This window comes from Nonomuraea longispora (genome assembly GCF_004348345.1).
Lineage (GTDB): Bacteria > Actinomycetota > Actinomycetes > Streptosporangiales > Streptosporangiaceae > Nonomuraea > Nonomuraea longispora.
In genome coordinates this window covers 1-16,770 of the sequence record NZ_SMJZ01000202.1, presented here as the reverse complement: position 1 = coordinate 16,770, position 16,770 = coordinate 1, and the positions used below count along the sequence as shown (strand labels likewise).

The following is a 16,770-nucleotide window of genomic DNA, read 5'->3' as shown; positions in this document are numbered from 1 at the left end:
GTCCCCGCCCGCCACCGACGCGCGCGCCTCCGACGCGCCCGCCACCGCGATCGCGCAGGACGACGCCGCCTCGGCGACAGAGTCGTCCGGCGTGCCCGCCTGGATCTGGGTCGCGCTGGCGGTGCTCGTCGTGCTCGGCGCGGTCGTCGGGCTCAGGGCCGCGCGCCGGCGCCCCGGAGGAGAGGAGCCGGGTGCTCAATGAGCAGGCCCGGCAGATCGCCGGCCGGTGGGTGCAGACGGAGGGCGCCACGCTGCCCGGATTCGGAGGAGCGTTCCTGACCGGGTCGGTGTTGTGGGGCGACCCGCGCGCCGCACTCGACCCGGCGTCCGACGTCGACGTCATGCTGATCGCCGGCCCCGGCGTCAGGCCGGGCAAGTTCGCCTACGAGGGGGCGCTGCTCGAGGTCTCCTCCATGCCCCGCATCGGGTCCGCGGACGACGTCCTGGCCGACTACCACCTGGCCGGCAGCTTCCATCTGCCGTGCGTGCTGGCCGACCCGACGGGGCGCCTCAGCGCCATCCAGCGGGTCGTCGCCCGCGACTTCGCCGTGAGAGCGTGGACGACGGCACGCTGCGCGGGCGCGATGGACCGCGTTCGCGCGTTCCTCGGCGGCATGGACCCGTCGGCGCCGCTGCACGACCAGGTCACCGGCTGGTTGTTCGGCACCGGGGTCACCACGCACGTGCTGCTGGTCGCCGGGCTGCGCAACCCGACGGTCCGGCGGCGGTACGCGGCCGTGCGCGACCTGCTCGCCGCCCACGGCCGCCTGGACGTCCACGAGACCCTGCTCGACTGGCTCGGCTGCGCCGGCCTCGACGCGGCCAGGGTCGAGGGGCACCTGGCGGCGCTGGAGACGGTGTTCGACGCCGCCGCGGCCGTGCGGGCGCCCGTGTACCGGTTCGACTCCGACATCTCCGCCGTGGCCAGGCCCGTCGCCATCGACGGCAGCCGGGACCTCATCGCGCGCGGGCTGCACAGAGAGGCGGTCTTCTGGATCGCCGCCACCTACGCGCGGTGCCTGGCCAAGCGGGCCGCCGCAGGGGAACGGGGACACGAGGACGGGCTGCTGGACCTGCTCGCGGACCTGGGCGCGGAGACGTACGCCGACCGCAGGCGACGCGCCGACCGCGTGCTCGCCGGGCTGCCCGGCCTGTGGGAGACGGCCATGTCGCTGTGCTGACAACCGTACCCGGGTGGCGCAAGGACCCGGCGGTCACCGGCCGTCGAGGCGGTCGACGGCCTCGCCGTAGATCCCGGGACTGCGGTCCACCTGGTCGATGAAGTCGCCGGGAAAACCCAGCTCGAAGCCGACCGCGGACTCCAGCCGCCGCACCGCCTCGCCGGGCAGCTCCACCCCGGTCGCCGCCAGGTTGTCCTTGAGCTGCTCCACGGTGCTCGCTCCGAGGATCGGATGCACCCCGCGCCGCAGCACCCACGCGATGGCCACCTGTGACGCGGTGACGCCCAGCTCGGCGGCCACCTCCACCACGGCACGCGCCGCCGTACGCTCCCGCTCGGTCAGGGAGCCGGGATCGCGCCGCGAGGCCGCCGCGTCCGGCGCGTTGTAGCGGCCGGACAACACCCCCTGCGCGAGCACCCCCCACGCCGCCACGCTCATCCCGTACGCCTGCGCCATCGGCAGCAGCTCCCGCTCCACGTCACGCGAGAGCAGGCTGTACGGCACCTGCAACCCGGCGAACGGCGTCCACCCCCGCCACTCGGCCAGCGTGTTGGCCCGGCTCGCCACCCAGGCGGGGGCGTCGGAGATGCCGGCGTAGAGCACCTTGCCCGCGCTGACCGCGTCGTCCAGCGCCCGCATGGTCTCCTCGTCGGGGGTGTGCCGGTCCCAGACGTGCACCCAGAACAGGTCGACGTAGTCGGTGCGCAGCCGCCGCAGGCTCTGCTCCAGCGACCGGACGAGGCTCTTGCGGTGGTTGCCGGCCGCGTTGGGGTCGGTGCCGTCGATGCTGCCGGTGTACTTCGTGGCCAGGACGAAACGGTCGCGCCGGCCCTGGAGCAGCTCGCCGACGACGTTCTCGCTCTCGCCGTACATGGACGCCGTGTCCACGACGTTGCCTCCGGCGTCGGCGTACAGGTCGAAGACGCGGCGTACCTCGGGCGAGGACTCACGGTAGGTCATCGCGCCGAGGAACAGCTGGGAGACCCTGAGCCCGGTACGGCCCAGCAGCCGGTAACGCATCATGAGAGCCCCCACCTGGTACGGACGGGCGCCGCCCCCGCTTTCGATCGGATCGTGGTCGTCATGCGATCCACTCTTCACCGAACTCGGGCCGGGGAGGAAGACCGTGGGGGGACTGGCTCTCCCGGAGCCACGATGACGCAAGGCGGATCTTCCGTACACTTCAGGCGTGAGCGACAACCGGCTCGGCGCCTTCCCGCGTTCCCGCCGCGAGGCCGTCAAGCCCGCCGGCGTGGGGCTGCCCGACGGCCCGAGGCGCCGCACGCCGGGGCTGCGTAGATCCGAACTGACCACGCCGGCAGCGCCGGCCGCCCTCCAGTCGGCGACCGGCTGACCCAGCGCTCGCGCCGGTCAGTCCCGGACGTCCAGCCCCATCGCGCCGGCCACGACCGTGGCCTGGAACGGGTCGATGATCGCGCCGGTCAACGTGACCGTGCGCGGGTCGAGCGTGCTGAGGTCGCTGCCGCGCAGATCGCACTTCGTCAGGTCGGCTCCGCGCAGCGACGCTCCCGTCAGGTCGGCCCGCCGCAGCTCCGCCCGCTCCAGCCGGGCGCCCGCCAGCTCGGCCTCGCGCAGCCGGGTGCCGTGGAAGGAGCAGCCCCGCAGGTCGGCCCCGGCCAGGCCGGCGTAGGACCAGTCGCCGCCCTCGACCTTCAGCAGGCCGTACGTGCAGCCGTCGAACACGCTCCCGGTCAGCTTGCAGCCCGTGAACGTGGCGTCGAAGAGCGAGCACCGCGTGAACGTGCAGTTGAGGAAGCTCGCGTCGGTGTGCTCCGACACGTTGAACCGCACATTGCTGAAGTGACACTCCTCGAACGACGAGCCGCGGTCGGCGAGCTCCGTCATGTCCACGTCCTGGAACAGCACCCGGCGGTGGCTCTCTCCGGAGATCTCCAGCGTGTCCCAGTCCGTGGACCAGATCGTCTTCTCTGTGGGGTGGGCCATGCGAACAAACTAGCGGGTCAGGCCCGCTTCGCGATGGCGGTGATGAGTGGCTGCACGGCCTTGGCCGCCAGGGGCCCGAACGCGGCAAGGATGAGCACGTACGCCGCCGCCAGCGCCCCCAGGTCGGGATGCGCGCCCGCGCCGACCGCTAGACCGGCGATGACGATGTTGAACTCGCCGCGGGGGACGAGCGCGATGCCCGCTCGTGCCTGACCGGCCCTCGCGATGCCCGCCCGTTTGGCCGCGTACATGCCGGTGACCACTTTCGTGATCATGCTGACCAGCGCCAGCAGCGCCGCCAGTCCGGCCACCGGCAGGATCTTCGCCGGGTCCGTCTGGAAGCCGAAGAACACGAAGAACACCGCGGCGAACAGGTCACGCAGCGGTGCGAGCAGCGCCTGCGCGTCCTCGGCCAGCTCTCCGGAGAGCGCGATGCCCACCAGGAACGCGCCGACCGCCGCCGAGACCTGCAACTGCTGGGCGAGGCCGGCGACCAGCAGGGCCAGGCCGACCACCTTGAGCAGTAACACCTCGGAGTTGGGGCTGGACACGAACGCCTCGATGAAGCGCCCGAACCGCAGCGCCACCACCAGCACGATGCTGACCGTGAGGAGCGCGATGCCCACCGAGATCGCCCCGCTCACCAGACTCAGCCCGGCCAGCATGGTCGTCAGGACCGGCAGGTAGACCGCCATGGTGAGGTCTTCGAACACCAGCAGCGACAGGACCGTCGGCGTCTCCCGGTTACCGAGCCACCCGAGATCCGACAGCACCTTCGCGGTGATGCCCGACGAGGTGGCGTAGGTGACACCGGCCATGGCCACCGCCGCGACCGGGCCCCAGTCCAGCAGCAGCGCGATGATCGCGCCCGGCGCCGCGTTGAGCACTAGGTCGGCGATGCCGGCGCGGGCATTGCTCGTCAAGCTGGTGACGAGCTCGTCGGCGTTGTACTCCAGACCCAGCGTCAGCAGCAGCAGGACGACGCCCAGCTCCGCGCCGATGGAGATGAACTCCTCGCTGGTGGCCAGCGGCAGCACGCCGCCCGTGCCGAACGCCAGCCCGGCGATCAGATAGAGGGGGATGGGGGAGATGCCGCCGCGCAGGGCCAGCGCGCCCAACACTCCAAGACCCAGTAGTACTGCTCCGAATTCCAGGAATAGGATCGCGGTTTCGTGCACCCGCGGCCCTACCCTTCTGCCAAAATGCCGGCGACCTCGGCGGTGGTGTCCTCGCTGCCGACGACGACCACGACGTCACCGACGGCGAAGACGAAATCGGGTCCAGGACTGGCGAACACCTTGCCGCCGCGCACGACGGCCACGATGGAGGCGCTGGTACGCGTGCGCACGCGGGCGTCCCCCATGGGGCGTCCCACGTACGGGGAGGCGGCCGGTATCGGCAACTGCACGCTGACCAGGCCTTCGACCTGTTCGTGCAACTGGTTGAGACGTTGCACGATGCGCGGTGCCCCCAGAAGCTCGGCCAGTGTGTCCGCCTCCTCGTCGTTGAGCTTGACCGTGTGGCAGACGGCGTCGGGATCCTCTTTGTCGTAGATCACGAGGTCCCGGCGCCCGGTGCGGTGGGACACGATGCCGACCCGCTGTCCTTTGCGCGTCGTGAAATCGTGCCGCAGACCGATGCCGGGCAATGCTGTTTGTTCGACCTCCACCTGTCCCACCTGTTCAGATCCGCATTTTTCCGGACAACCCTACCAATGCATTACCCGCGTTATACACACGCTTACCGACCCCCCGGCCACGCCTGCGCCCGCCGGTCCGGTGCCGGTTCACGGCCGTTTCACCGCCGGTCGCGCCCCTGTCGTACGCGAAATGGTGACTCGTGGGAGACTGCTCAACGGCGCAACGTGACGAGAACGCGTCCAGCGGACGGCCCACCGGCCGCACGAGACCCCCGAGAGCAGAGGAATGGGCAGCAAGGAGGCGCAGCCGTACCACGTGGACACCCGGTTGCCTGAAGAGATGGGCAGCATCACGGCATCGCGGCAGATCATCGGTGAGGCCCTGGCCGCGCGCGGCTACCAAGGGCAGCACGAGGACGTTCTCCTGGTGGTGTCGGAGCTGGTCACCAATGCGCTCGTGCACGGTGACGGCCCACCCTCGCTGCGCATGCGGGCGGACGCGTTCAGCGTGCGGATCGAGGTGAGCGACGCCGGCGCCGACCTGCCCCGGCCCCGCGAGCCCGGCCCCGGCGACGGCTGGGGGCTGCACGTCGTCAGGCTGCTGTCCACCGGCTGGGGCATCGCGCCGGTCGAGGGCGGCAAGACGGTGTGGTGCGAACTCGCCGCCGGCCTCACCCGAATCCGCCCAGCGGAAATCTGACCCGCTGGACCGCTTCCTCCCTCCCCGTGCCGCGTTCTCCCCGTGCCGCGTCCCGGTCCCTCGGCCCTTGGGCCGTTCGCTGGTCCGTTCGGCCGTCTTCCGGCCGCCTGGTCGCCTGCTGGTCCGGTCCGGTGGTGGGAGGGGCCTGCCCGGTGGCGGGTTGGCGCGTCCGGCGGTGGCTTGGACGATTCGACCGTGACGCCGTCTGGTCGGTGGTGACCTGGTCCGGCCGGCGGTGGTAGGCGGTGGCCGGGCTGTCAGGGGGGCGGTTCGGCCGTGGGGTGCTCGCCGATCAGGGCGAGGGCCTCGCGGGCGATCTCCCATTCCTCGTCCGTGGGGATGACGAGCACGGCGACCTCGGCGCCGGGCGGCGACACCGCGCGCTCGCCACCTGGCCCGGCCCGGTTGCGCGCGGGGTCGACGGTGATGCCGAGCCGGTCCAGCCCGGCCAGCGACTCGGCGCGGGTGGCGGCGTCGTGTTCCCCGACCCCGCCCGTGAACACGATCGCGTCCACCCGGCCCAGCAGCGCGTAGTAGGCGCCGACGTACTTACGGATGCGCCTGGTGTAGACCTCCAGGGCCAGCCGAGCCTCGTCGTCGTCGCGGGCGCGCACCTCGCGCATGTCGCCGCTGCCGGTGAGGCCGAGCAGCCCGCCCTGGCGGCCGAGCGCCTCCTCCACCCGCTCGGCGTCCATCCCGTCCACCCGGGCGAGGTAGCCGCAGATCGCCGGGTCGACGTCGCCCGAGCGGGTGCCCATGACCAGGCCCTCCAGCGGAGTCAGCCCCATGGAGGTGTCGACGCTGCGCCCGCCGGAGACGGCGGTGGCGCTGGCGCCGTTGCCCAGGTGCAGCACGATGAGGTCGAGCCCGGCCAGGTCGCGGCCGAGCAGGGCGGCGGCGCGGCGCGAGACGTAGGCGCACGAGGTGCCGTGGAAGCCGAAACGCCGCACGCCCAGCCGCTCGCGCCAGTCGCGCGGCACCGCGTACGTGTACGCGGCGGGCGGCAGCGCCAGCTGGAAGGCGGTGTCGAACACGGCCACCTGCGGCACCCCGGGGAACGCCGAGCGCGCGACCCGGATGCCGGTCAGGTTGACCGGGTTGTGCAGGGGCGCGAGCGGCGCGAGCCGCCCGATGGCGGCGATCACGGCGTCGTCGATGAGCACGGCCTCGGTGAACGTGGTGCCGCCGTGCACGACCCGGTGCCCTACCGCCACCGGGTCCAGTTCGGGTCCGGCCGTCCGGAACGCCTCCATGACCGCGTCGAGCCCTTCGGCGTGCCCGGGGAAACGGGCCCGCCGCTCGTGGGGCGGCCCCCCACCCGCGTGGTGCGTCAGGCGTCCCTCGTCCTGGCCGATGCGCTCGACCAGGCCCCAGGCGGGGCGCTCGCGGGTGCGGACGTCGATGAGCTCGTACTTGATGGACGAGGAGCCGGTGTTCAGGACGAGGATGCGGCCGGCCACGTCCACGACCTTATGTCGGCGGGGTCCTCGCCGTGCTCGCGCGTGTGGGCGCGGGCGCGCAGCCGTTCGTCGCTCATGTGCTGGCGCAGGTGCGCCTGGGTGGCGCCGAGGCCGGGCACACGGTCGATGACGTCCATGACCAGGTGGTAACGGTCGATGTCGTTGAGCATGCACATGTCGAAGGGCGTGGTGGTGGTGCCCTCCTCCTTGTATCCGCGTACGTGGATGTTGTCGTGGCCGTGCCGCCGGTAGGTGAGCTGGTGGATGAGCGAGGGGTAGCCGTGGAAGTTGAAGATCACCGGCCTGCTCGTCGTGAAGAGCGTGTCGAACTCGGCGTCCGACAGACCGTGCGGGTGCTCCGACCGCGGCTGGAGCCGCATGAGGTCGACGACGTTGACCACGCGTACTCTCAACTCGGGCAGGTGCTCGCGCAGCAGCGCGGCGGCGCCGAGCGTCTCCAGGGTGGGCACGTCGCCCGCGCAGGCGAGCACCACGTCCGGCTCGGCCCCCTGGTCGGAGGAGGCCCAGGGCAGGATGCCGAGGCCGCGCGTGCAGTGGGCGATGGCCTCGTCCATGGTGAACAGGTCGAGTATGGGCTGCTTGCCGGCGACGATGACGTTGACGTAGTCACGCGAGCGCAGGCAGTGGTCGCCGACGGAGAGCAGCGTGTTGGCGTCCGGCGGCAGGTAGACGCGGACCACGGAGGCCTTCTTGTTGACGACGACGTCGAGGAAGCCGGGGTCCTGGTGGCTGAAGCCGTTGTGGTCCTGGCGCCACACGTGCGACGACAGCAGGTACGTCAGCGACGCGACCGGCCGCCGCCACGGGATCTTCTGCGACGACTCCAGCCACTTGGCGTGCTGGTTGAACATGGAGTCGACGATGTGGATGAAGGCCTCGTAGCAGTTGAACAGCCCGTGGCGGCCGGTCAGCAGATAGCCTTCCAGCCAGCCCTGGCACAGGTGCTCGCTCAGCACCTCCATGACGCGCCCGCCGGTGCCGAGGTTCTCGTCGGTGGGCAGCAGTTCGGCGTCCCAGGCCCGGTCGGTCACCTCGAACACCTCCTGCAGCCGGTTGGAGACGGTCTCGTCCGGGCCCATCAGCCGGAACGTGTGCGGATTCCTGGCGATCACGTCGCGCAGCAGCCCGCCGAACACCCGCGTCGGCTCGGTCTCCTGCACGGCGGGCGACTTGACCTCGACCGCGTGGGTGCGGAAGTCCGGCAGCCGCAGGGGCTCCAGCAGCTCGCCGCCGTTGGCGTGCGGGTTGGCGCTCATCCTGCGTGGGCCGGCGGGCACGGTGTCCGCGACCTTCGCGGCCGGGCGCCCGTCGGCGTCGAACAGCTCCTCGGGACGGTAGGAGCGCATCCACTCCTCCAGCATGGCCAGGTGCGAGGGGTTCTCGCGCACCTTCGGCAGCGGCACCTGATGGGCCCGCCAGGTGCCCTCGACGGGCTTGCCGTCCACCTCGCGCGGCCCGGTCCACCCCTTTGGCGTGCGCAGGATGATCATGGGCAGGCGGTCGGCGTCGCCCGCCTTGTACGCGGCCATCTCGTCCCAGGCGGTGTCGAGCGTGCCGGCCATCTCGGCGTGATCGGGGCCGACCAGGTGAGGGCGGTAGCCGTACCCTTCCATGAGTTTGATCAGCTCGTGCTCGGGGATGCGGGCGAGCACGGTCGGGTTGGCGATCTTGTATCCGTTCAGGTGCAGGATGGGCAGCACCACGCCGTCGCGGCGGCGGTCGGCGAACTTGTTGGCGTGCCAGCCGGCGGCCAGCGGGCCGGTCTCGGCCTCGCCGTCGCCGATGACGCAGGCCACGACCAGGTCCGGGTTGTCGAAGGCGGCGCCGTGGGCGTGCGCGAGCGAGTAGCCCAGCTCGCCTCCTTCATGGATGGACCCGGGCGTCTCGGGCGCGACGTGGCTGGGCACGCCGCCGGGGAAGGAGAACTGGCGGAACAACCGCCGCATGCCCGCGACGTCCTGCGAGACGTCGGGGTAGCGCTCGGAGTAGGAGGCCTCCAGCCAGGCGTGCGCGACGGCCGCGGGGCCGCCGTGACCGGGACCGGCGATGTAGATCATGTCCTGGTCGCGTTCCTTGATCACCCGGTTGAGGTGGGCGAAGCAGAAGTTCAGCCCCGGCGTGGTGCCCCAGTGGCCGAGCAGGCGCGGCTTGATGTGCTCCGGCCGCAGTGGCTCGCTCAGCAGCGGATTGTCCAGCAGATAGATCTGACCGACGGACAGATAGTTGGCCGCCCGCCAGTACGCGTCGATGTGCTCCATGCTCCTGCTGCTTCCTCCGTAGAGCGAGCTGAATCCACATCTCGCCCGGCAAGGTGCCCGGCAAGGTGCCCGGCAGGCGAGATGTGGACGCAAAGGATCTCCTCCGCCACGCGCGGAATCAGCGCCGGGGGGTACGTGGTTACGGGACCATGGTGATCGGTTTGGCGACGCGAGGAGGAAGAGCGTGAACGGCGACATCACCCGGAGCCAGGAGTGGGCTGCCCTCGGCAAGCACCACGGCGAGCTGGCGGGAATCCGGCTCCGCGAGCTGTTCGCGGACGACCCGGGCCGCGCCGAGCGCATGACGGCGGCCGCGGGCGACCTCTACCTCGACTACTCCAAACACCGCGCCACGAGCGAGACGATCGGCCTGCTGCTGGCCCTGGCCGAGCGGGCGGGGCTGCGCGAGCGGATCGCGGCCATGTTCGGCGGCGAGCACATCAACGTCAGCGAGGACCGCGCCGTCCTGCACGTCGCGCTGCGCATGCCGCGTGAGACGCGGTTGGTGGTCGACGGCCAGGACGTCGTGGCCGACGTGCACGCCGTGCTCGACAAGATGAGTGCGTTCTCCGGCCGGATCCGGTCGCAGGAGTGGAAGGGCGCCACCGGCAGGCCCATCGAGACCGTCGTCAACATCGGCATCGGCGGCTCCGACCTGGGCCCCGCCATGGCCTACGAAGCGCTGCGCGACTACGCCGACGCGGGCATCGCGGCCAGGTTCGTCTCCAACATCGACCCGGCCGACATCACCGGCGCCCTCGCCGGGCTCGATCCCGCGACCACGCTGTTCGTGATCAGTTCGAAGACGTTCACCACGCTCGAGACGCTGACCAACGCCAGGGTCGCGCGCCGCTGGCTGGTCGACGCGCTCGGCGAGGACGCGGTGTCCCGCCACTTCGTCGCCGTTTCCACCAACGCCGCGAAGGTCGCCGAGTTCGGCATCGACACCGACAACATGTTCGGCTTCTGGGACTGGGTGGGCGGCCGCTACTCCTACGACGGCGCGATCGGCCTCTCCCTGATGATCGCGATCGGGCCCGAGCGGTTCCGTGAGATGCTGGCCGGCTTCCACACCATCGACGAGCACTTCCGCACGGCGCCGTTCGAGGCCAACATGCCGGTGCTGATGGCCCTGCTCGGGGTCTGGTACAACGACTTCTTCGGCGCCGAGAGCCGCGCCGTGCTGCCCTACAGTCAGCGGCTGCACCGCTTCCCCGCCTACCTGCAGCAGCTCACGATGGAGTCCAACGGCAAGTCGGTGCGCGCCGACGGCACTCCCGTGACCGCCGGGACCGGCGAGATCTTCTGGGGCGAGCCGGGCACCAACGGCCAGCACGCCTTCTACCAGCTGCTCCACCAGGGCACCCGGCTGGTCCCCGCCGACTTCATCGGCTTCGCCGAGCCCTTCGAGGACCGTGAGGGCATGCACGACCAGCTCGTCGCCAACCTGCTCGCGCAGACCTCGGCGCTGGCGTTCGGCAGGACGGCCGAGGAGATCGCGGGCGAGGGCACCGCAGCCGAGATCGTCCCCCACAAGGTGATGCCGGGCAACCGGCCCACCTCCACGATCCTGGCGCCCAAGCTGACCCCGTCCACGCTGGGCCAGCTCGTCGCCCTCTACGAGCACATCGTCTTCGTCGAGGGCACGATCTGGGGCGTCGACTCCTTCGACCAGTGGGGTGTCGAGCTGGGCAAGAAGATGGCGCTCGACCTGGAGCCCGCGCTCACCTCCGCCGAGCCGCCGGAGCCGAGCGCGGCCACGCTGCCCGACCCCTCCACCGAGCGGCTCGTGCGCCGCTACCGCGAGCTGCGGGGCCGCCGCGCCTGAGCCGGCTCCTACAGTGGACGCCATGACCTCTATGACGCAGTTCGTCGCCTTCGGCGGGGTGGTGCTGCTCGGCGCGATGTCGCCCGGCCCTGACTTCGCGGTCGTCGTACGCCGCTCGGCCGTCTCCGGGCGCGGGCACGGCATGGCCGCGGCGACGGGGATCTCCGTGGGCGTCTTCGTGTGGGTGGTGGCCGCGGCCACCGGCGTCGCGGCGCTGCTGGCCGCCTCGGCCATGGCGTTCGCCGTGGTGAAGGTGGCCGGCGCCGCCTACCTGCTCTACCTCGGGGTCAAGTCGCTGCGCGCCGCCCTGGGCCGGGGCGGTCACCAGGCGCTCGACGTGCCGGACCCAGGAGGGCGCGGCGCGTGGGCGGCGTTCGCCGAAGGGCTGCTCACCAACGTGCTCAACCCCAAGGCCGCCCTGTTCTTCGTGGCCCTCATGCCCCAGTTCGTCAGCTCCGGAGCCTCGCCGGCGGACACCCTGGTGCTGTCGGTGATCGCGCCGGCGGGCACGGTCGCGTGGTTCCTGGTGGTGGCCACCATCGTGGGGACGCTCCGCAAGGTCTTCGCCAGGCCCGCCGTACGCAGGACCGTGGACGGCCTGACGGGCGCCGCCCTGATCGCCCTCGGCGTCAAGCTGGCCACCTCCGGCCCCCCTAGCTAGAGCCGCACCGGTGACGTCGAGCGGCGGGAGACGACGGCGTACGCGAGGCTGACGATCACGAAGAACGGGACGCCCGCCCACCACGCGGGCCGCAGGGAGTCGATGAACAGCGTCGAGACGAGCACCGCGGCGAGGAAGAGCATCACGAGCCCCGACGTGACGGGCGCGCCCCACAACCGCACCGGCGACGGCGGCAGCCCCTGCGCGGCGCGGGTGCGCCGGAAGGCGTAGTGGGTCATGAGGATCAGCAGCCACACGACCAGCGCCCCGAACACCGACACGCCGAACAACGCCAGGTACGCCCCGCTCTCGCTGGCCGCCGAGACGATCGCGGCGAGCGCGAGGCCGAGCGCCGACAGGGCGAGCGCGTTGCGCGGCACGCCGGCGGTGCTGAGCCGCCCGGTCCAGGCGGGGGCGTACCTGTTGGCGGCGAGCGAGTGCATCATCCTGGTGGTCAGGTAGAGGTTCGTGTTGGCGCTGGACAGCGCGGCGGTCAGCACGACGAAGTTCATGACGGTCGCCGCGGCCGGGATGCCGGCGGCGGAGAAGACCGTGACGAACGGGCTCTCGGTCACGGAGCCGCCCTGGGCGGTCGTGGTCCACGGCACGACGGTGAGCACGATCGCGATGGCCAGCACGTAGAAGAGGGCGAGCCGGGTGACCATGCGGCGGGCGGCGCGCGGGATGTCGCGTACGGGGTTCTCCGACTCGGCGGCGGTGACGGAGACGACCTCCGTGCCGATGTAGCTGAACAACACGAACACCATGGCCAGGAACAGCCCGCTCATCCCGTTGGGCAGGAATCCGGCGTGCGCGGTGAGGTTCGAGACGCCGGTGGCCTCCGAGCCGGGCAGGCCCATGGTGACGAGCAGCACGCCGAGCAGGATGAACACGATGATCGCCATGACTTTGATCATCGCGAACCAGTACTCGACCTCGCCGAACAGCTTGACCGCGGCGGTGTTCACGACGAGCACCACGGCCGAGAACACGGTGACGGGCAGCCACAGCGGCAGCGACGGCCACCAGAACTGCACGTAGATCCCGGCCGCGATGACCTCGCCGCCGATGGCGATCACCTGGATCGTCCAGTACGTCCAGCGCACCACGAACCCGGCCCACGGGCCGAGGTAGCGGTGCGCGATGACCCCGAAGGCGCCCGCCTCGGGGTGCACGACGACCATCTCGGCCAGCGACCAGCCGATGACCAGGGCGACGCCCGCACAGATGATGTAGGCCACGATGGTCGCGGGGCCGGCCTGGGAGATCGCCAGGCTGGAGCCCAGGAAGAGCCCGGTGCCGATCGCGCCGCCCAGCCCGATCATGGTGAGCTGGCGCCCGGTCAGCCTGCGTCGCAATCCGGATGCGTTGTCCACGAGAGACCTTTCGGGGGTGATCAGGCCCGGCGGCAGGCGCTGATGGCTTCGACGGCCGCGTCCACGTCGGACCGGTCGTTGTAGTAGTGCAAGGACAGCCGCAGCAGGTCGCCCCGCGGCGCGGTCCAGATGCGGCGCTCGGCCAGCCGAGCCGCCAGCCTGGCCGGGTCGTCGTCGGCGATGGCGACCTGCGGGCCGCGTGCCCCCGCAGGGCTCGCCACGCGCTCGCCGGCCGCCGCGAGCCGCTCGGCCAGCTCCTCGACCAGGGCGGTCACGTGCTCGTCCACAGCGGCCAGGTCGATCCGTTCGATGAGGTCGAACCCGGCGTTGGCCGCGTAGGCGGACGGGATGGGCGGCGTGCCGGTCTCGAACCGCCGGGCGTCTTCGGGGAAGTCGAGCAGCCGGGGGTCGAAGGCGAACGGGTCGGTGCGGCCGAACCAGCCCGTGAGCTCGGGCTCGCGCTGCTGCTCGATGCCGCCGCGTACGTAGAGGAACGCGATGCCGGGCAGCCCGAGCAGGTATTTGAGCGACCCGGCCGCCAGGTAGTCGCAGCCGAGCCGTTCGACGTCGATCGGGGTGACGCCGGCGCCCTGGTAGGCGTCCACGAACACCCGCGCTCCCTTCGCGTGCGCCAGGCGGACGACGTCCTCGACCGGGAGGCGGGCGCCGTTGCGGTAGGTGTGCAGCGGCACCGACACCAGGTTGACGCTCTCGTCGACGACCTGCTCGTACGCCTCGGCCGGGACGTGCTCGCCGGTGTCGGCGGCCACCCGTACCGTGGCGCCGCGCCCGCGCTGGGCCAGCCAGACGTGCGCGATCGACGGGAACTCCAGGTCGGTGGTGACGATGCCGGGACGGCGGGACCAGTCGAGTGACGAGGCGGCCTGGAAGGCCGCCTCGGAGGCGCACGACAGCACGGCCACCTCGCCGGGCTCGGCGCCGATGAGCCGGGCGAACCGCTCTCTGGCACGGCCGACCTCCGCCATCCACGCCTCCCACGGCGCGCCTCTGTCCCGCAGCGTGTGGCCGATCTCCTGCAGCGCGTACGCCAGCCGTGACGACAGGGCGCCCTGGCTGCAGCTCGCCAGGTGCACGGAGTCGGTCAGGGAAGGGAACTCGGCCCGAAACTGAGTGGCGTTCAGCAGATGCGACATTTCGGGCACCTTATCCGGACGTATTTAACCAGGTCAATATGTCTTCAACGTGATTGACGCCCGATAGGATCTGCGCGTGATAGGCGCCAGGATTCGTGAACTGCGCACCGTACGCGGGCTGACCCTCGCCCAGCTGGCCACGGAGGCGGGCGTGTCCAGCGGGCTGATCAGCCAGGTCGAACGCGGCCTGGCCGACCCCAGCCTGGAAACGCTCAGGAAGATCGCGAAGGTGCTGGACCTGCCGCTGTTCAGCCTCTTCCAGGAGCCGGACGCGTCCGCCGTCGCCGTGGTCAGGCGCGACGGGCGGATGCTCGTCAGGTCGCCCGCGGGTGGGATCACCTACACCCGCGTGTCGCCTGGGCACGGGCGGCTGGAAGTTCTGGAGGGCCACCTGTTGCCCGGCGGGTCGTCGGCCGCCGAGCCGTGGTCGCACCCGTCCGAGGAGTGCGTGCTCGTGCTCCGGGGACGGCTCGTCGTCGAGGTGTCAGGGGCCGAGCACGTGCTGGAGGCGGGGGACAGCTGCCACTTCGACTCCTCGTTGCCGCACCGCTATCTCAACACCGGGGACGAGCCGGTCGACTTCGTGATCGTCGCCACCCCGCCGAGCTACTGAGGCAGGCCGCTCGGGCGGTTCCCGGGCGGCTCCTGCGCCGGCGCGGCCGTGCGGTCGCGGGAGGTGGGCGCGTCGATCACGTAACACGCCCACACATCTGGATTTATCCCGTTAAGGTGCATGAGATCCATCCCAGCCGTCACAGGAGTCATCCCGCTCATGCCGAACGCCGAGCCGCTGCGCCCAGACGATCCCGAGGCGATCGCGGCCTACCGGCTCGTCGGGCGGCTCGGCGAGGGCGGCCAGGGCGTCGTCTACCTCGGTCAGGCCCCGGACGGCCGGCCGGTGGCCGTCAAGGTGCTGCGCCAGTCCGTCGCCGGCGGCAACGGCTTCGCCAAGGAGATCGCCGCCGCCCGGCGCGTGGAGCCGTTCTGCATCGCGCAGGTGCTCGACGCGTCCATGAGCGGGCGTCCGTACATCGTCAGCGAGTACGTCGAAGGCCCGTCCCTCCAGGAGGCGGGCCCCCATCGCGGCGCCGACCTGCAGCGCCTGGCCGTCAGCACCGCCACGGCGCTGGCCGCCATCCACGAGGCGGGGGTCGTGCACCGCGACTTCAAGCCCTCCAACGTGCTGCTCGGACGGGACGGGCCGCGCGTCGTCGACTTCGGCATCGCCCGCCTGGCCGACTCCGCGGTCACCGTCACCAGCAGCGTGGTCGGGACCCCCGCGTACATGGCCCCCGAGCAGCTCGCGGGCGCGTACGTCGGCCCGGCGGCGGACGTGTTCGCCTGGGCGTCGGTCATGGTGTTCGCGGGGACGGGCACGCCGCCGTTCGGCGAGGACACGCTGCCCGCGGTGATCAACCGGGTGCTCAACCGGGAACCGTTCCTGGGCGACCTGCCGGAGCCGCTGCGCCGGGTCGTGCATGCCTGCCTCGCCAAGGACCCGGCCGCCCGCCCGCCCATGCGCGACGTCCTGCTCCACCTGCTCGGCGGCTCCAGCCCGCACCCGCCACCGGCGACCGGACCCGCCGCCTCGGGCCCACGGCCACACATCCCCGGTCACCCGCACCCCATCGCAGGGGCGGAGCCGGCCGCGTCCGGTCATCCCCATGCCGTGCACGGATCCCTTCCGGGCATGTCCGGTCAGGCGCATCCCGCGGGAGGCGGTGATCCGTACCGCACTCTTCCGCCGCACCGCGCGCGACGGCGCCTACCCCTGATCGCGACCGTATCCGGAGCGGTCGCCGTGTGCCTGGCGGCCGGTGCCGTCGCGTGGAACCTCTCGGCCGACAGGACGCCCGCTCCGTCGGTGCTGGCGGGGGGTTCCAGCGAGCCGTCCCCCTCCGCCACCACCGAGGCCCGGCGTGAGAAGACCGCCGCCCCGCCCAGGAAGAAGAGGCGTACTCCTTCGGCCACCCCTGAGGTCAGGCGCTCACGTCCCGCCACGCGGCCGGCAGGGGAGCGCCGCGCCACCACGCGGCGAACACCTACGGGGACTCCCGAGCCGGCCGGGAAGCCGGTGACCAGGCGGCCGTCGCCCACCGCGATCGAGAAGAGCACGAAGAGCACGAGGACCGCCTCGTTCAACCTCGCCTACGTCAGGGTCGCCGGAGCGTCCAAGATCAACAGTGCGGGCGAGACCTGTTACACGGGTTCGCTGGGCTTCGGCATCGGGCTGGACGCGTCCGAGATGGGCGCCGCGTTCTCCTACCAGTGGCTGGTCGACGGCCAGGTGATCGAGAGCGGTTCGAGGCGCATCCCGTCCCACGCCCGCACCGACTATTTCGGCTCGAAGAAGCAGGTCAGCCCCGAGCTGGGGAGCCGGCACACGGTCGTCTTCCAGCTCACCTCGCCGGTGCGGAAGAGCCAGTCCGCCTCGTGGACCATGTGCTGAGCGCCGCGCCGGTGCCGGCCGGGGCCGGTCGTCCAGGTTCCGTACGCCAGGCAGCCACGCAGGGGGACGTCACGAGAC

Annotated in this window: 16 protein-coding genes; 8 read left to right on the top strand and 8 right to left on the bottom strand. The window is 71.6% G+C overall.

What is annotated here, in order from left to right; all coding sequences use genetic code 11:
* On the top strand, positions 1–202 hold a 202-nt coding region (locus tag E1267_RS44925; protein WP_220449836.1), incomplete at its 5' end, for a hypothetical protein.
* A complete protein-coding gene (locus tag E1267_RS35830; RefSeq protein WP_132339417.1) occupies positions 192–1,181 on the top strand; it encodes a hypothetical protein in 990 nt (329 codons plus the stop codon). The genes E1267_RS44925 and E1267_RS35830, both read left to right, overlap by 11 nt.
* 33 nt (positions 1,182–1,214) lie before the next feature.
* On the opposite strand, the gene E1267_RS35825 is transcribed toward E1267_RS35830, so the two are convergent.
* Positions 1,215–2,201: an aldo/keto reductase gene (locus E1267_RS35825; protein ID WP_132339422.1), complete on the bottom strand. Its 987-nt coding sequence runs from the start codon at positions 2,199–2,201 to the stop codon at positions 1,215–1,217.
* A gap of 169 nt (positions 2,202–2,370) precedes the next feature.
* Here E1267_RS35825 and E1267_RS35820 point away from each other — a divergent pair, with 169 nt between their 5' ends.
* The gene (locus E1267_RS35820) at positions 2,371–2,535 is read left to right on the top strand and encodes a hypothetical protein (protein WP_425465118.1); all 165 of its coding nucleotides are present in this window, start codon (positions 2,371–2,373) and stop codon (positions 2,533–2,535) included.
* A 17-nt stretch (positions 2,536–2,552) separates the two neighbouring features.
* On the opposite strand, the gene E1267_RS35815 is transcribed toward E1267_RS35820, so the two are convergent.
* The 3 genes from E1267_RS35815 to E1267_RS35805 all read right to left on the bottom strand — a co-directional run bounded on the left by E1267_RS35815 (position 2,553) and on the right by E1267_RS35805 (position 4,815).
* Complete coding sequence (locus E1267_RS35815) at positions 2,553–3,146, bottom strand: pentapeptide repeat-containing protein (protein ID WP_132339415.1); 594 nt, start codon at positions 3,144–3,146, stop codon at positions 2,553–2,555.
* Positions 3,147–3,163: 17 nt separating this feature from the next.
* Positions 3,164–4,267, bottom strand: coding sequence for a cation:proton antiporter (locus E1267_RS35810; RefSeq protein ID WP_246064467.1), 1,104 nt, complete (start codon positions 4,265–4,267; stop codon positions 3,164–3,166).
* A 65-nt stretch (positions 4,268–4,332) separates the two neighbouring features.
* Entirely contained in the window at positions 4,333–4,815 is a 483-nt protein-coding gene (locus tag E1267_RS35805; RefSeq protein ID WP_132339411.1) for a cation:proton antiporter regulatory subunit, read from the bottom strand.
* A 256-nt stretch (positions 4,816–5,071) separates the two neighbouring features.
* Here E1267_RS35805 and E1267_RS35800 point away from each other — a divergent pair, with 256 nt between their 5' ends.
* Positions 5,072–5,485 (top strand): ATP-binding protein, encoded by a 414-nt coding sequence (locus tag E1267_RS35800; protein ID WP_132339409.1) that lies wholly within the window; start codon positions 5,072–5,074, stop codon positions 5,483–5,485.
* A gap of 257 nt (positions 5,486–5,742) precedes the next feature.
* On the opposite strand, the gene E1267_RS35795 is transcribed toward E1267_RS35800, so the two are convergent.
* Entirely contained in the window at positions 5,743–6,945 is a 1,203-nt protein-coding gene (locus tag E1267_RS35795; RefSeq protein ID WP_181957890.1) for an acetate/propionate family kinase, read from the bottom strand.
* Entirely contained in the window at positions 6,921–9,224 is a 2,304-nt protein-coding gene (locus E1267_RS35790) for a phosphoketolase family protein (RefSeq protein ID WP_132339406.1), read from the bottom strand. Before E1267_RS35790 ends, E1267_RS35795 begins: the two co-directional genes overlap by 25 nt.
* Before the next feature lie 184 nt (positions 9,225–9,408).
* Here E1267_RS35790 and pgi point away from each other — a divergent pair, with 184 nt between their 5' ends.
* Both pgi and E1267_RS35780 read left to right on the top strand, forming a co-directional pair.
* Complete coding sequence (pgi, locus tag E1267_RS35785; RefSeq protein ID WP_132339404.1) at positions 9,409–11,052, top strand: glucose-6-phosphate isomerase; 1,644 nt, start codon at positions 9,409–9,411, stop codon at positions 11,050–11,052.
* A 22-nt stretch (positions 11,053–11,074) separates the two neighbouring features.
* Positions 11,075–11,713, top strand: coding sequence for a LysE family translocator (locus E1267_RS35780; protein WP_132339402.1), 639 nt, complete (start codon positions 11,075–11,077; stop codon positions 11,711–11,713).
* Here the strand turns inward: E1267_RS35780 and E1267_RS35775 are convergent.
* Together E1267_RS35775 and E1267_RS35770 are read right to left on the bottom strand one after the other, a co-directional pair.
* Positions 11,710–13,089 carry an amino acid permease gene (locus E1267_RS35775; protein ID WP_220449835.1) on the bottom strand — a complete coding sequence of 460 codons (1,380 nt, stop codon included), beginning with the start codon at positions 13,087–13,089 and terminating at the stop codon, positions 11,710–11,712. The two genes, E1267_RS35780 and E1267_RS35775, sit on opposite strands and share 4 nt — an antisense overlap.
* Before the next feature lie 20 nt (positions 13,090–13,109).
* Entirely contained in the window at positions 13,110–14,243 is a 1,134-nt protein-coding gene (locus E1267_RS35770; RefSeq protein WP_132339400.1) for an aminotransferase class V-fold PLP-dependent enzyme, read from the bottom strand.
* A 76-nt stretch (positions 14,244–14,319) separates the two neighbouring features.
* On the opposite strand from E1267_RS35770, the gene E1267_RS35765 reads away from it, so the two are divergent.
* Together E1267_RS35765 and E1267_RS35760 are read left to right on the top strand one after the other, a co-directional pair.
* Positions 14,320–14,856 (top strand): helix-turn-helix domain-containing protein, encoded by a 537-nt coding sequence (locus tag E1267_RS35765; protein ID WP_132339398.1) that lies wholly within the window; start codon positions 14,320–14,322, stop codon positions 14,854–14,856.
* 120 nt (positions 14,857–14,976) lie between these two features.
* Entirely contained in the window at positions 14,977–16,692 is a 1,716-nt protein-coding gene (locus E1267_RS35760) for a serine/threonine protein kinase (protein ID WP_246064466.1), read from the top strand.
* Positions 16,693–16,770 lie beyond the last annotated feature (78 nt).